Origin of the sequence: Neptunicoccus cionae (assembly GCF_002860325.1) — a bacterium.
GTDB classification, from domain to species: domain Bacteria; phylum Pseudomonadota; class Alphaproteobacteria; order Rhodobacterales; family Rhodobacteraceae; genus Amylibacter; species Amylibacter lutimaris.
Genome location: NZ_PKOJ01000002.1, coordinates 209270 through 223118 on the forward strand (window position 1 = coordinate 209270; position 13849 = coordinate 223118).

Here is a 13849-nt window from a genome sequence, read left to right on the forward strand (position 1 = left end):
AGTTACCCTCTGTCCTCTGCGGCAATGATCTTCTTGGCCCAGCCGCGTGCCTCGTCCTTCGGGATGGTCAGGGTCTGGGCGATTTTATAGGCGAAACGGGCCTCGCTCAGCGCCGGAAAGCGGGAGCGCAACACGTTGAGTTCGTACCCGCGTGCACGGTTCAGACCGGCGCAGGTCTCGATAACCTCGCCAATGTCCATGTCGAAATGGGCGCGCAAGGCCTTGCGAATATAAATCTCGCGCTGGCCTTCCTGTTCCAGACGTTTGGAATAGGTCAAATCGGTCTCGTCTTCCCGCGGGACGTCTGTCTCAAAGTCTTTGTGTTTGCTCATTGGGGTACTCCAAGCATGGGCGTGAGGAATTCCACCAATGTGCCTGCATACAAGAACAGGATCACACAACCGATGGCCGTGAAGACGGGGGGGATGTAACAGAAAGCCGGTGCTTCCTTGACCCCGTTATAGGGATTGTCAGGCGAAGTACTGAAGAAGCCTTGCGCCACAACCGGCAGCAGATAGCTCAGGCTTAGCAGGGAAGAGGCCATCAACACGCCGATCATGATCTTGTGATCCGCATCCGCTGCCCCGACCATCAGCAGCCATTTAGACCAGCTTCCGCCAAGGGGCGGCAAGCCGATGATGGACAGCGCACCGATCAGAAAGGCGAAATAGGTGAACGGCATACTGCGCCCCAAGCCCTTCATCTGGCTGATGTTGCTTTTGTGGGTGGCCACATAGATTGCACCGGCACACATGAACAGGGTGATCTTGCCCATCGCGTGCATGGCAATCTGAAGCGCACCGCCCATAACCCCCATCTGCGTTGCCAGCGCCAGACCAAGTGTCACATAGCTGAGCTGGGACACCGTAGAATAAGCCAGCCGTCGCTTCAGGTTGTCCTGCTGGTAAGCCACGATAGAGCTCGCCAGAATGGTATAGGCGGCAATCCACATCAACCAGTCGGACGCCCCCGTATCAGCCAGAAAGTCGATCCCGAAAGTGTATACGCCCACTTTCAGCATGGTGAACACACCAGCCTTCACAACCGCCACAGCATGCAGCAGTGCCGAAACCGGGGTCGGAGCCACCATCGCCGCAGGCAGCCAGCGGTGGAAGGGCATCAACGCGGCCTTACCGATACCAAAGGCAAACAGACCCAGCAGGATCGGCACAAGCAGTCCTTCGACCTTGCCTTGCAGGATGCCGCCGGGCACAAAGTCCAACGTTCCGGCCAGCGTGTAGGTCCAGATGATTGCCGTCAGGAACAGCGCGATAGAGGTGCCGATCAGCACGCCAAGATAAGTGCGCGCACCACGGATCGCTTCCGGCGTACCCTTGTGGGCGACCAGCGGATAAGTGGAAACGGTCAGAACCTCGTAAAACAGGAAAAGCGTCAACAGGTTCGCAGAAAAGGCGATCCCGATCGCCGCAGAAATCGCCGCCGAAAAACAGGCGAAGAAACGGGCGTGGTGTTTCTCTTTGTTGCCGCGCATGTAGCCAAGGCCGTAAATGTGGGTCACGATCCACAGGCCGGAGGCCACCAGCGCAAACATCAGGCCAAGCGGCTCGACCTGTAGCGCGATTTGCAGGCCCGGCAGCATTTCCACCAGAACGATTTCTTCGGAGGTGCTGTTGCCCAGATTGCCCAGAACCCCCAGTACCGCGCCAAAGGTCAGGATAGCGCAGACAAAGGTAAACCCGTCACGCAGGTTGTCCTGTTTGGCAAAGGCCATATTGCCAAACATTGCCAGCACAGGCAGCAGCAAGGCCAGAAAGATGAGCGTGTTCGTGTCCATGTTCCTACCCTAATGCCCGTTTCCAAGAAGTCCGCCCACCGTGGGCGTAAGCGCCATACCATCGGTACCGCCCATCAATCCGATTGCCGCTGTATTGGCAGCGCCCATCGTCAGGCTGGTGTCGATCCCGAACCACACACAGGCCCCTGCTGCGATCCACATCGGGATGACCATGCTCAGGGGCGCTTCCTTGTGGATCGCTTCCGGGTGTGGGGTGTGCAGATAGAGAATCTCTACCACACGCCACATGTAGATCACCGCCAGCAGCGATGAAGCCACGATCAGCAAGGCGATCCACCACAGCCCCGCCTCGAACGCGGCTTGCACCAGCACCCATTTGGAGATGAAACCGGCCGTACCGGGTACACCAATCAGGGACAAACCGCCCAGCACAACCGCGGCACCGGTCAGCGGCATCACCCGTCCCATGCCTTCAATCCGGTCGTAAAAGGTATTACCGGACCGCAGCACCAGCGCACCAACAGCCATAAACAGCGCCGCTTTGGTGATGCCGTGGTTGAACAGGTGTACCATTGTCGCGCTTAACCCTGTGACAGAGAACAGCGAGATCCCAAGCAGCATGTAACCGATCTGCGCGATAGAACTATAGGCCAGCATCCGTTTGAAATTGGTCTGGAACACCGCAATCAGGCTGGCTGCAAACATCGCCAGCAATGCGAACGGCGCGAGGATCCACAACAAGAGGTTGGTGTCAAAGACGAACTCCGGCTGGAACACCGAGAACATGAACCGCAACAGCACGTAGACAGCCGCTTTGGTGGACGTCGCCGCCAGAAACACGGTCACAGCGGAAGGTGCATAGTTGTAGGCCGCAGGCAACCACAGGTGGAGCGGGTAGATCGCTACCTTCAGCCCCATTCCCACGACGATAAAGGCAAAGGCCGCCTGAACCGTGCGGTTGTCCCCCTGCCCGACCAGACGCTCTGCCATGTCGGCCATGTTCAGCGTGCCGGTGGTCATGTAGAGAAAGCCGATGCCGATCACAAAGAAGGTCGCGCCAATGGTGCCCATGATCAGATAGTCATAAGCCGCACTCAGCGCCCGTTTGTCGCGGTACAGTCCCTGGGAGACTAACACATAGGTGGCCAGAGACGAAATCTCGAGGAAAACAAAGACGTTAAAGGCATCGCCGGTGGCCACAACACCAAGCAGGCCGGTCAGCACCAACGTAAAACAGGCATAAAACAGCGTGTGGCTGCGGGCCGGAATCTCATCCGCGACAGAGCGCAGGGCAAAGGGCAGCACCAATGTGGCCGTCAACGAGATCAGCAGCAGCACAAAGGCATTCGCCGCATCAATCCGGTATTCGATCCCGATTGGCGGCGCCCATCCGCCAAGGTGATAGCTGATGAAGCTGCCGTCCATAACCTGCATCATCAAAAGGAAGGACACAACCAGCGACAACATTGCAGCAAGGAAGGCAAGGCCCCATGCCACGCGGCGGTCCCCCAGCAGCACGATCAGCGGTGCGGTACACAGCGGGATCAGGACTTGCAGGATCGGCAGATGGTCCCGTAGCGTCAGTGCGATATGCGGCGTTTCGGAAGCAGTTGCCATTACGCACGCCCCCCCATCGCTTCTCCGTGGATGATGTTTTCAGCGCGGGCGGTTCTGGCGTCGATCTCCAGAATGTCGTCCTCTTCAATGGTGTTATAGGCTTCGCGGATACGCACGATCAGTGCCAGCGCCAGCGATGTGGTCGCAATTCCCACAACAATGGCTGTGAGGATCAGAACGTGGGGCAAAGGGTTGGAGTAGACAATTTCAGGGTCTGCCTTGATCTTGCCCATCCGGTCGGTCGGGAAAATCGGCGCAGTGCCGCCGGTGACCTTACCGATAGAGATGTAAAGCATGAAAACCGCCACCTGAAAGATGTTCAGACCGACGACCTTTTTCACCAGATTGCCCGCAGAGACAACGATGTAAAATCCGGTCATCATCAGGACGATGAACAGCCAGTAGTTGATATGGCCGATAAAGAATTCCAGTGTCATTGCGCCCTACCAGTCATCATTGCCAAGACGCGGCGTGCGTCCGGCAAAAGCGTAATAAATTGCCACCATGACGCCGGTCACAGTGATGCCAACTCCGGCCTCTACATAAAGAATGCCGCTGTGTTGTCCGTGGGACATGTGATCGGGTGTGAAGCTGCCGTAATGCAGGAATTCATAGCCCAGAAACATGTTCCAGATGCCCGTGCCCGCATAAACAAGCACCCCGAGCGCCACCAGTTTGTGGACCACCCACGCCGGAAGGACGCGCTGGACTTCGTGAAGGCCGAAAACGATGCCATAGAGAATGAAGGCCACAGCCATAATCACACCTGCCTGAAAGCCGCCACCGGGCGAAAAATCCCCGTGGAACTGTACGTAAAAGGCAAAAAGGATGATGGTGCCGACCAGTGATTTGGTAACGACACGCAGGATCAGATGGTGCTCTTTCATGCGTCTTCTTCCTCTTCCTCGTCCTTACGGCGGCGGTGGCGCAAGCCCGAAAGGATCATCAGCACACCGATACCGGCGGCAAAGACCACGGCAGTTTCACCCAATGTGTCAAAGCCCCGATAGCTTGCAAGGATGCTTGTGACCACGTTGGGCACGTCGATTTCTTCAATGGAGTTGGTCAGGTAGTGTGGCGACAGATGCACGCTTGCCGGCGCATTCGGATCACCGAAATTCGGCATGTCGAGCGTGCCGTAAACCAGCCCCGCCCCTGTCACCAGCACAACCAGCAAAGGCAGCGTTTGCGGGCGTGATGCAGGCTTTGCACCCCGTGCCGTCAAGGCGATGGTGCCAAGCATCAACACGGTGGAGATCCCCGCCCCCACGGCAGCTTCTGTGAAGGCCACATCCACCGCATCCAGAGCGATAAACAGCATGGCTGTCAGCAGGGAAAAAACGCTTGCCAGCATTACAACCGTAAACAGCCGGTCTTGCCGCACAATGGCAAAGGCGGTGATCACCAACATGGAAAACAGGATGAAGTTTACAATGGTCTCGGTCATTGGCCACGCACCGTCGGTTCGGGCAGATCGGAATATGGTACGCCTTGCTCGGGCTCCAGATCCTCTGCTGTTTTCGGACGCCATCCGGTCACCAGCGCAGCATTGGCCACCGCGTGGGTCGCCGTTGGGCCGGTGATGATCAGGAAAATTCCCATAATGATCAGTTTGACCGTGATCAGGGTCAGCCCGCTTTGCAGGCACATGCCAAGGATCAGCAGGATCATCCCGCCGCTATCCCCGACCGAAGCCGCATGGGTGCGGGACCAGAAATCAGGAAACCGCAACATGCCGATACCGCTGACGACCATCAGAAAGCTGCCGGTAACAATGCTGGCCCATGACAGGATTTCTATAATAAGTGCCGGAATATCCATGATTAACGCTCCTCGCCCGGATGGGCCGGCATCTGTGGAATATCCCCGAGCGCACGATAGCGGAAGAACTTCAACACAGCGATCGTGCCGACAAAGTTGATCAACGCATACAAAAGCGCAATGTCGAGGAAATCAGGGCGGCCTGTCAGAAACCCGAGCACGGCAATGAACAGCACGGTTGCTGTTCCGAAGGAGTTCACGGCAAGAACCCTGTCATAAACAATCGGACCCGCATAAAGCCGTACGAGAATTAGAACCATCGTGACAAACAGCGCAACGGCTGCCACCAGAAACATCATGCTGCCCCCGTTTCAATTGATGTGACCCGCCGGTCCATATCGGCCAAAGCCTCGTGGTCGCCCTCGTCATAGCTGACCGCATGGACCCAGAAGGCATCGCCTTCGGTTTCCACTGTGATCGTGCCCGGTGTCAGTGTGATCGAATTGGCAAATATCACTTCGGCCAGTTCCGATTTTTGCGTATTGGGCACGCGGAACAAATGTTGGCGCAGGTTCAGATGCGGGGCGAGAATCAACTTCGTCACGGTGACGTTCGATTTCACAACCTCCCACAGCAACCAGATTCCATAGGCGATAAAGTGAAACGGATTCAAAGGGATCTTCAGATGATCCTGATCCACGCGATCCATCCGGCGCACCATATATACCGCAAATACCGCAGAAGCCGCGCCAAGCCCTACAACCAAAGGCTTGTAGATCCCCGACATAAGCAGCCACAGGCCGAACAGCGCCAAAGCAGACAAAATTGTTCGCATCAGTGTTCAGTCTCCCCGCTGTAATTCTTCGTGCGGTTATATCAACAGGGAGAGATTAGGAAAACCGCAATCGGAACGGAGAGATAGGCTATTTTAGCGCACCTCAACCACACAGATATACAACCAGCAGGGAAGTTGCGGCGTCAGATGAACCCGTTTTCATCTGCAAACCTGACCGTACGGCCAGTGTTTCGGCAACGATCCGCTCCCTAACTGGAAATAATTAACCATATTTTATTGCATTCCCACAACACTAACAGGCATATTGCCTTAAACGGGCAACCGAACGGCGGGCATTTGCACTCCGGTCACAAAAATGCCCGAAGAAGCGTGTAAAACGCAGTTCGATTGAGGTAGCCAGGGGCATCCCCGGATGATTGAGTTTAGAAATGTCAGCAAGTCCTTCTGGACAGGCACGCAACGCAAGGTCATTCTGGACCAGGCGTCCTTCCGCATTAACCTCGGCGGTTCTGTGGGCATTCTCGCGCCCAATGGCACGGGTAAAACCACGCTTATCAATATGATGTCCGGTCTGGAGAAACCCGATGAAGGGGAAATCCTGCGTTCTTCGCGGATTTCCTTCCCGCTCGGTTATATGGGGGGCGTATTGCCCAAGCTCAACGCGGTAGAGAACTCCCGTTACATCGCCCGACTCTACGGTCTTGATCCGGATTACATCGAAAGTTTCTGCCGTTATATCTGTGGCTTGGAAGAATACTTTGAAATGCCAATCGCGACTTATTCAAAAGGGATGCGCGCCCGCTTCATGATGTCGTTGTTGCTGGCGCTGGAATTTGATATCTACTTGATTGACGAAGGCATGCCGTCTTCCACCGACGCAGAGTTCAACCGCAAGGCCGGTTCGGTGCTGCGGGAACGCTTGCAAAAGGCCACTGTCGTGATTGTGTCGCACCAAACCGATATTCTGGAAAAATTCTGCCAGAGCGCGGCGGTCCTGCGCAATGGCCGACTGACAATGTATGACTCCTTGGAAGAGGCAAAACAGGTTTACAACTATGCCCAATAGCCCAAAGAACTTTCGGATTTTGCGCGGCGGCAGCCAGCCAAACGGTAGTGAACCTTCAAACACATCCGCTGAAGGGACGGACAGCGCTGCGTCACAACAACATGTTCAGATGCGTCATCAGCGGCAGGCAGCAGTGGAACGCCACCATATGTCTTCGGATGACGCAGATTTCGACAGACAGGATAACCAGCAGGTTGTGAATGCAGCCGGCGCGCGGGAACTCACCGCGCGTGAGGAAATCGAACAGATCAAGAAAGAGAACCTGACAGGCCGTCAGTTGCGGATTGCCCGGCGCCTGGCCCAGCGGAACAACCTGTCTCCCACTTCGGATCTGGATGCGGTGCGCCTGTTGCGCCGTCAGGGGATTGATCCCTTCGGCCGTCAGGATATCGCCAATGTGCTTACGCCTGTTGAAGGGGCCGACGAACCCGGACCGGGCGTTGCCCTGCCCGCGACCGTGCGCAAATCGGCAGTTTCGGATCACAAGCCGCAGGTGATTGACGATGACAGCCGCGAACAGGAAGTACGCAAGATTCAGCGGGATCTGGTCAAGCGCCGCCGCAAACGGTTGGGCATTCTGTTCATCAAGCTTGCCTGTTATGTCTTTCTGCCCACCCTTCTTGCCGGTTACTACTTTTATAAAGTGGCGACACCGATGTACGCTACTTACACCGAATTCGTGATCCAGAGCGCGGATGCACCCGGTGCCACAGGGGCATCCGGCCTGTTCTCCGGCTCTCCGCTCGAAACCGTCACCGATAGTATCACCGTGCAGGGCTATCTGACCTCTCGCGATGCGATGCTGCGCCTTGATGAAGATCCGGGCTTTCGCCAGTTGTTTCAGGACGAAAACATCGACGTGTTACAACGGCTTGAAGCGGATGCAACCAATGAAGACGCGTACAAGGTCTACAAAAAACGGGTGATTATCGGCTTTGATCCGACCGAAGGCGTGATCAAAATGGAGGTGGTTGCCCCCTCTCCGGAAGCCTCCAAGGCAATTTCACAGGCGTTGATCGGATATGCCGAGGAACAGGTCGACCAGTTGACCGCCCGACTGCGCGGCGACCAGATGACCGGAGCGCGGGAAATCTATGAAGAGGCCGAAGCCAAAATGGAAGAAGCCTATGACGAAGTAGCCCGCCTACAACGCCAGACCGCAACCCTTGATACCGCCGGTGAAAACGCACTGATCATGGGACAGATCGGAGAACTTGAAAGCCAGTTGACTGCCAAACAGCTTGAACTGGCCCGCCTGAAAGCGAACACCCGCCCGAATGTCACAAAAGTGCGCGTTCTTGAGGATGAAATCACGCTTTTGCAGGGAAAAGTGGATGAAAAGCGCAATGAAGTCTCCCAAGGGATCGGAAATAATGACTCTCTGGTAAACATCAACGCAGAGCTGAATAAAGCCCAAAGCAAGCTGGTCGTGCGCCAGCAACTGGTCGCCGCCGCGTTACAAAACCTTGAAAGCGCGCGGGTTGAGGCAAGCCGCCAGACCCGCTACATCTCGCGCGGGGTGTCTCCGGTGACGCCGGACAAGGCAACTTACCCCCGTGCCTTTGAAAACACCCTTCTGGCTCTCATCGTGTTTGCCGGAATTTATCTGATGCTGTCCCTGACAGTCAGCATCCTGAGAGAACAGGTAACGACATAAATGCAAAGTTTTGACATCGGAAACGTCACCGTCGGCAACGACCGGCCTTTGGTGGTGATTGCCGGACCGTGCCAGCTGGAAAGCAGTGAACACGCGCTCATGATTGCCACGGAAATGGCGCAGGTCTGTGCTGCTGTTGGTGCCGGTTTCATCTTCAAAGGCTCTTTTGACAAGGCCAACCGCACCTCGCTCAGCGGGAAACGCGGCCTTGGGATCGACGCAGGACTGCAAGTCATGGCTGATGTGAAATCCAAGCTCGGCTGCCCTGTCATCACCGATGTGCATTTGCCCGACCAATGCGCCCCCGTGGCCGAAGTTGTGGACGTGCTGCAAATCCCTGCCTTTTTGTGCCGCCAGACCGATCTTTTGCTGGCTGCGGGAAATACGGGGGCTGCGATCAATGTGAAAAAGGGCCAGTTCCTGAGCCCTTGGGAAATGCCGAATGTGTTGGAAAAAGTCAGCAGCACCGGCAACACACGTGTAATGGCCTGCGAACGGGGAACCTCTTTCGGGTATAACACCCTTGTCGCGGACATGCGCAGCCTGCCACAGATGGCAGCGACCGGACATCCCGTCATCATGGACGCAACCCATTCGGTGCAACAACCCGGCGGTCAGGGCGGTTCCAGCGGTGGCCAGCGTGAATTTGCACCACTCATGGCCCGTTGCGCGGTCAGCACGGGGATTGCCGGCGTGTTCATCGAAACCCATGAAGACCCGGACAATGCCCCTTCTGACGGGCCGAATATGATTCCCCTAAGCCGCATGAGCGCAGTGCTTGAAAGCCTGATGGCCTTTGACCGGCTTGCCAAATCCGATCCTTTCCGACTGTAAACACCAACCAATAATGGAGCCTTTTCCATGACGAAACCTGCGGCAACAGTGGCCCAGAACACGTGGGAATTCCTGCGCGACCCGATGATTACCCCAACGGGTTTTCGCGAATATGACGCCCGCTGGAAATACCCCGACGACATTAACCTGCCTGGTATTACGGCCCTTGGCATGGGTCTTGGCACCCAGATGTACGAGGCAGGGATCGAACCTGTTATCGCCGTTGGCAACGATTACCGCGACTATTCCCTGACAATCAAAAACGCGCTGATGCTGGGCCTGATGCGGGCCGGTATCCGCGTGCGAGACATCGGCCCTGCCCTGTCCCCTATGGCTTATTTCAGCCAGTTCCATCTGGACGCACCCGCCGTAGCAATGGTCACGGCCAGTCACAATCCGAATGGCTGGACCGGTGTGAAGATGGGTTTCCAACGTCCACTGACCCATGGCCCTGACGAAATGGGACGCCTGCGCGAAATCGTGTTGAACGGCGAACAAGTGGCCCGTGAAGGCGGATCTTACGAATTTGTGGACGGCGTGCGCGAAGCCTATATCGACGATCTGTGCGGCGATTTCAAAATGACCCGCAAACTGCGCGTTGTCTGCGCAACCGGCAACGGCACTGCCAGCGCTTTTGCACCGATGATTCTGGAACGCATCGGCGTAGAGGTCGTCCCCTCGCACAATGCGCTGGATTACACCTTCCCCAACTACAACCCGAACCCCGAAGCGATGGAAATGCTGCACGATATGGCGGCTTCGGTTAAAGAAAGCGGCGCCGATCTGGCGCTTGGCTTTGACGGTGACGGCGATCGTTGTGGTGTTGTGGACAATGAGGGCGAGGAAATCTTTGCCGACAAAGTGGGCGTTATCATGGCCCGCGACCTGTCTAAGCTCTACCCCGGTTCGACTTTCGTGGCCGATGTGAAATCCACCGGCCTTTTCGCCAGCGATCCGGAGCTGAAAAAGCACGGCGCAAAGGCAGATTATTGGAAAACCGGCCACAGCCACATGAAGCGGCGGGTCAAGGAACTCGGCGCGCTGGCAGGTTTTGAAAAATCCGGCCACTATTTCCTCGCCGAACCTGTGGGTCGCGGGTATGACTGCGGCATGCGCGTGGCGGTGGAAATGTGCAAGCTGCTGGATCGCAACCCCGATATGTCCATGGCGGACCTGCGCCGTGCCCTGCCCGTGACCTATGCTACACCGACCATGTCTCCTTATTGTTCCGACACGGAAAAATACGATGTTCTGGACCGGTTGGTGCAAAAGCTGGTCGCAATGTCTGACGAAGGTGGCAGCCTTGGCGGACGCAAGATCATAAATGTTGTGACAGTAAACGGTGCCCGCGTAATGCTGGAAAACGGCGCTTGGGGTCTGGTACGGGCTTCTTCCAACACCCCGAATCTCGTGGTTGTCTGTGAAAGCCCCGAAAGCGACGCGGAAATGCGCGCGATCTTTGCCGATCTGGACGCGGTTATCCGTACCGAACCGGCCGTTGGCGACTACGACCAGACGATCTGATCGTTACACAACCGGAATTTAAGGCCGCCTGTCGTTTCCGGCGGCCTTTTTTTGCATCCGTTGGTTTGACTTTTGCGCCCGATATGCAAGGTTTTCTTAAACATATTGGTTAAAGAGACTCCAGATGCGCCTTTTCTTGCTGCTCCCGTTTTTGTTTGCGTTGAATGTCGCGGTACCTGCTTCCGCCCAGACGGCAGAATCCGATCAACCGGCCGGACAAATCGCGGTAGAAGACAACGCCGCAACCGATGCCGCGATTGCGACACGTATCCGCGATATTCTGGAAGAGCTCGAAGTTTACTCCAACGTCACTGTCAGTGTGAGCAACGGGATCGTTTTGCTGCGTGGAACCACGCTGGATGCGGCCTCTGTTACGGCGGTCGGGGAATTGGTCAACCGCGTTGAAGGGGTTGTTGCGGTGGAAAACCGCGTGATCGAAAGCACCGACCTGATGGAACGGCTCGATCCCCTGATGGAGCGGTTCAGCGACCGGATGCAGCGTAGTATCGCCTACCTGCCTCTGTTGATGGTTGCACTGACTGCATTTGCCATTGTTGCCGCGCTCGGGATTCTTCTGGCGCGAATGAAGCAGCCTTGGGACCGGCTCGCACCGAATATGTTCATAGCGGACATCTATCGCCAGATAATCCGGCTGGTCTTTCTAATTGCCGGACTTGTCGTGGCGCTCGACATTCTGAACGCCACCGCCCTGCTGTCCACAATTCTGGGCGCAGCAGGGATCATCGGTCTGGCCATCGGTTTTGCGGTGCGCGACACGGTTGAAAACTTCATCGCATCCATCATGCTGTCAATCCGCCAACCCTTCCGCCCGAATGACAGCATCGAAATCAACGGCGATGAAGGCATGGTGATCCGCCTGACCAGCCGCGCCACCATCCTTTTGTCGTTTGACGGCAATCACATACGCATTCCCAACTCTACCGTGTTCAAAAGCCGGATCGTGAACTACTCGCGCAATGCGGAACGGCGCTTTGTGATTGATTTCGGTGTTGCCGGAGACACTGACCTGACAGAAGCCCGCCAGATTGCCCTGAACGCCTTGCAAAGCCTGCCCTTTGTGATTGAAGCCCCAGCACCAGGTGTCTGGGTCGAAGGCTTGGGTGACAGCACGATCACTTTGCGCTGTGCGGGCTGGGTGAACCAACAGGACAGCTCGCTCGTACTGGCCAGAGGCGAGGCGATCGAAGTGATCAAAACCGCGCTGGAAGAGGCCGGTGTGGAAATGCCGGAACCGACTTATCGCTTGGTTTCGCAGAGCGCTGGAAGCTCCACCGCAGCGTCGAACAACCAAACGCAGGGCAAGGCCAAACCGGCAGCGGGCAAGACGCCCGAGCAGGTAGACCTGAAAGATGTCAGCGCGGACGAGGCGCTGGATGACATCGTGAACGAAGAACGGGATGCCCGACAGGACAACGACCTGCTGACACGTCAGGCGCCTGAGGAGTGAACGCCTAAGCCACCTGCCCTGCCGCCCAGCCCGACGACCATGCCCACTGGAAGTTATACCCGCCAAGCCAGCCGGTTACATCCACCACTTCCCCGATAAAGAACAGGTTGGGACGTTTTCGCACCGCCATGGTTTTGGCGTCCAGCGCCGAAGTATCCACGCCGCCAAGGGTGACTTCTGCCGTGCGATACCCCTCTGATCCCACCGGTTTTACCGCCCAGCGGTGTACACGTTCATGTAGCAATTGCAGGCTTGCATCGCTCTGATCCGCCAGATTCCCCTTCAACGGCACATCTTTGAGAATTTGCTCCGCCAGTCGTGAAGGTACGATTTGCGCCAACGCTTTGGCCGGCGATACACGCCCCTTATGGCTGCGCGCGCTTCGAAGGGTCTCCAAAGTGTTTTCGCCAGCGGCAAGATCGATGAAAATCCCGTCCCCTTCCCGCCAGTAAGAGGAAATTTGTAGAATGGAAGGGCCGGAAAGGCCGCGATGAGTAAATAGCAGCCCTTCGTCAAATCCGATCTGCGGTGTACTCACCCTTGCCTGCACGGACACCCCCGCGAGCGGTTTTGTCTGCTGCAGGTCCTGCTCTGCAAAGGTAAGCGGCACAAGGCCGGGTCGGGTTTCCACAACAGGCAGGTCAAACTGGCGGGCAATCTGATAGCCCCAGCCTGTAGCACCCATCTTGGGAATCGATTTCCCGCCTGTGGCAATTACCAGTGATTCCGCTACGATACCCCCACCTGAAGTTCCGAGCTTAAATCCCTCCCCTTCGGAAAGGTCAGCCACCGAGGTATTCAGGCGCAACACCACCCCTGCCTGACGCGCCTCTTCCAGAAGCATCGATATGATGTCTTTGGCGGAAACATCACAGAACAACTGGCCGAGCGTTTTCTCGTGATAGGGAATATTGTGGCTGGCGACCTTGTCTATAAAATCGAACTGCGTATAGCGGCTGAGCGCGGATTTTGCGAAATGCGGATTATTCGACAGAAACCGTTCGGGCCGGATGTCCAGATTCGTGAAATTACAGCGCCCGCCGCCGGAAATGCGGATCTTCTCCGCCGGCGCCTTGCTGTGATCCAGCAAAACCACAGACCGGCCGCGGCGACCCGATTCAATCGCGCACATCAGCCCTGCTGCGCCCGCCCCTACGATACAAACGTCAAATTTTTCCATGCCCTGCCTTATCCAGCAGCCCCGTTCAAAACAAGTGGTGCTTTTTCGCAAATTACCCTTTGCAGACCGGCAAGGTTACGGTTAAACAGCGCCCCAGTTGGGACGTGGCCTAGTGGTAGGGCAACGCTTTTTGGTAGCGCAGATCGTAGGTTCGAATCCTACCGTCCCAGCCAACTCTCTGCACTTGCAA

The 13849-nt window shown here is 56.4% G+C and carries 15 protein-coding genes and 1 tRNA gene; 6 read left to right on the forward strand and 10 right to left on the reverse strand.

What is annotated here, in order from left to right; translation table 11 throughout:
- Positions 1-2 precede the first annotated feature (2 nt).
- The 9 genes from C0U40_RS06880 to C0U40_RS06920 are packed head-to-tail and all read right to left on the reverse strand — an operon-like array spanning position 3 to position 5969.
- The gene (locus tag C0U40_RS06880) at positions 3-332 is read right to left on the reverse strand and encodes a hypothetical protein (RefSeq protein WP_101655032.1); all 330 of its coding nucleotides are present in this window, start codon (positions 330-332) and stop codon (positions 3-5) included.
- A complete protein-coding gene (locus C0U40_RS06885) occupies positions 329-1795 on the reverse strand; it encodes a proton-conducting transporter transmembrane domain-containing protein (protein ID WP_101655033.1) in 1467 nt (488 codons plus the stop codon). Before C0U40_RS06885 ends, C0U40_RS06880 begins: the two co-directional genes overlap by 4 nt.
- A gap of 9 nt (positions 1796-1804) precedes the next feature.
- Complete coding sequence (locus C0U40_RS06890) at positions 1805-3373, reverse strand: monovalent cation/H+ antiporter subunit D family protein (protein WP_101655034.1); 1569 nt, start codon at positions 3371-3373, stop codon at positions 1805-1807.
- Positions 3373-3810 carry a cation:proton antiporter subunit C gene (locus C0U40_RS06895; RefSeq protein WP_101655035.1) on the reverse strand — a complete coding sequence of 146 codons (438 nt, stop codon included), beginning with the start codon at positions 3808-3810 and terminating at the stop codon, positions 3373-3375. The genes C0U40_RS06890 and C0U40_RS06895 overlap by 1 nt, the downstream gene beginning before the upstream one ends.
- A 6-nt stretch (positions 3811-3816) precedes the next feature.
- On the reverse strand, positions 3817-4260 hold the full coding sequence (locus C0U40_RS06900; protein ID WP_101655036.1) for a Na(+)/H(+) antiporter subunit B: 444 nt from the start codon (positions 4258-4260) through the stop codon (positions 3817-3819).
- Entirely contained in the window at positions 4257-4820 is a 564-nt protein-coding gene (locus C0U40_RS06905; RefSeq protein ID WP_101655037.1) for a DUF4040 domain-containing protein, read from the reverse strand. The genes C0U40_RS06900 and C0U40_RS06905 overlap by 4 nt, the downstream gene beginning before the upstream one ends.
- Positions 4817-5194 carry a monovalent cation/H(+) antiporter subunit G gene (mnhG, locus tag C0U40_RS06910; RefSeq protein ID WP_101655038.1) on the reverse strand — a complete coding sequence of 126 codons (378 nt, stop codon included), beginning with the start codon at positions 5192-5194 and terminating at the stop codon, positions 4817-4819. The genes C0U40_RS06905 and mnhG overlap by 4 nt, the downstream gene beginning before the upstream one ends.
- A 2-nt stretch (positions 5195-5196) precedes the next feature.
- A complete protein-coding gene (locus C0U40_RS06915; RefSeq protein WP_229678534.1) occupies positions 5197-5493 on the reverse strand; it encodes a monovalent cation/H+ antiporter complex subunit F in 297 nt (98 codons plus the stop codon).
- On the reverse strand, positions 5490-5969 hold the full coding sequence (locus C0U40_RS06920) for a Na+/H+ antiporter subunit E (RefSeq protein WP_286134826.1): 480 nt from the start codon (positions 5967-5969) through the stop codon (positions 5490-5492). Before C0U40_RS06920 ends, C0U40_RS06915 begins: the two co-directional genes overlap by 4 nt.
- Before the next feature lie 373 nt (positions 5970-6342).
- Here C0U40_RS06920 and C0U40_RS06925 point away from each other — a divergent pair, with 373 nt between their 5' ends.
- From C0U40_RS06925 to C0U40_RS06945, 5 genes are all read left to right on the forward strand, one after another.
- Positions 6343-6996, forward strand: a complete 654-nt coding sequence (locus tag C0U40_RS06925) for an ABC transporter ATP-binding protein (protein WP_101655040.1) — start codon at positions 6343-6345, stop codon at positions 6994-6996.
- Positions 6986-8653, forward strand: a complete 1668-nt coding sequence (locus tag C0U40_RS06930) for a capsule biosynthesis protein (RefSeq protein ID WP_101655041.1) — start codon at positions 6986-6988, stop codon at positions 8651-8653. The genes C0U40_RS06925 and C0U40_RS06930 overlap by 11 nt, the downstream gene beginning before the upstream one ends.
- Positions 8654-9487 (forward strand): 3-deoxy-8-phosphooctulonate synthase, encoded by an 834-nt coding sequence (gene kdsA / locus C0U40_RS06935; protein WP_101655042.1) that lies wholly within the window; start codon positions 8654-8656, stop codon positions 9485-9487.
- A 27-nt stretch (positions 9488-9514) separates the two neighbouring features.
- On the forward strand, positions 9515-11011 hold the full coding sequence (locus C0U40_RS06940) for a phosphomannomutase/phosphoglucomutase (RefSeq protein WP_101655043.1): 1497 nt from the start codon (positions 9515-9517) through the stop codon (positions 11009-11011).
- 124 nt (positions 11012-11135) lie between these two features.
- Positions 11136-12479 (forward strand): mechanosensitive ion channel family protein, encoded by a 1344-nt coding sequence (locus C0U40_RS06945; protein ID WP_101655044.1) that lies wholly within the window; start codon positions 11136-11138, stop codon positions 12477-12479.
- A gap of 4 nt (positions 12480-12483) precedes the next feature.
- On the opposite strand, the gene C0U40_RS06950 is transcribed toward C0U40_RS06945, so the two are convergent.
- Complete coding sequence (locus C0U40_RS06950) at positions 12484-13659, reverse strand: NAD(P)/FAD-dependent oxidoreductase (protein ID WP_101655045.1); 1176 nt, start codon at positions 13657-13659, stop codon at positions 12484-12486.
- Between the two features lie 98 nt (positions 13660-13757).
- Between C0U40_RS06950 and C0U40_RS06955 the strand changes: the two genes are divergently transcribed.
- Positions 13758-13832 (forward strand) — tRNA-Gln (locus tag C0U40_RS06955).
- Positions 13833-13849 lie beyond the last annotated feature (17 nt).

What these genes read in the sequence shown, in the direction of transcription:
- C0U40_RS06880 (WP_101655032.1), bottom strand. Translation starts at nt 332, where the DNA reads ATGAGCAAACACAAAGACTTTGAGACAGACGTCCCGCGGGAAGACGAG.
- C0U40_RS06885 (WP_101655033.1), bottom strand. Translation starts at nt 1,795, where the DNA reads ATGGACACGAACACGCTCATCTTTCTGGCCTTGCTGCTGCCTGTGCTG.
- C0U40_RS06890 (WP_101655034.1), bottom strand. Translation starts at nt 3,373, where the DNA reads ATGGCAACTGCTTCCGAAACGCCGCATATCGCACTGACGCTACGGGAC.
- C0U40_RS06895 (WP_101655035.1), bottom strand. Translation starts at nt 3,810, where the DNA reads ATGACACTGGAATTCTTTATCGGCCATATCAACTACTGGCTGTTCATC.
- C0U40_RS06900 (WP_101655036.1), bottom strand. Translation starts at nt 4,260, where the DNA reads ATGAAAGAGCACCATCTGATCCTGCGTGTCGTTACCAAATCACTGGTC.
- C0U40_RS06905 (WP_101655037.1), bottom strand. Translation starts at nt 4,820, where the DNA reads ATGACCGAGACCATTGTAAACTTCATCCTGTTTTCCATGTTGGTGATC.
- mnhG (WP_101655038.1), bottom strand. Translation starts at nt 5,194, where the DNA reads ATGGATATTCCGGCACTTATTATAGAAATCCTGTCATGGGCCAGCATT.
- C0U40_RS06915 (WP_229678534.1), bottom strand. Translation starts at nt 5,493, where the DNA reads ATGATGTTTCTGGTGGCAGCCGTTGCGCTGTTTGTCACGATGGTTCTA.
- C0U40_RS06920 (WP_286134826.1), bottom strand. Translation starts at nt 5,969, where the DNA reads ATGCGAACAATTTTGTCTGCTTTGGCGCTGTTCGGCCTGTGGCTGCTT.
- C0U40_RS06925 (WP_101655040.1), top strand. Translation starts at nt 6,343, where the DNA reads ATGATTGAGTTTAGAAATGTCAGCAAGTCCTTCTGGACAGGCACGCAA.
- C0U40_RS06930 (WP_101655041.1), top strand. Translation starts at nt 6,986, where the DNA reads ATGCCCAATAGCCCAAAGAACTTTCGGATTTTGCGCGGCGGCAGCCAG.
- kdsA (WP_101655042.1), top strand. Translation starts at nt 8,654, where the DNA reads ATGCAAAGTTTTGACATCGGAAACGTCACCGTCGGCAACGACCGGCCT.
- C0U40_RS06940 (WP_101655043.1), top strand. Translation starts at nt 9,515, where the DNA reads ATGACGAAACCTGCGGCAACAGTGGCCCAGAACACGTGGGAATTCCTG.
- C0U40_RS06945 (WP_101655044.1), top strand. Translation starts at nt 11,136, where the DNA reads ATGCGCCTTTTCTTGCTGCTCCCGTTTTTGTTTGCGTTGAATGTCGCG.
- C0U40_RS06950 (WP_101655045.1), bottom strand. Translation starts at nt 13,659, where the DNA reads ATGGAAAAATTTGACGTTTGTATCGTAGGGGCGGGCGCAGCAGGGCTG.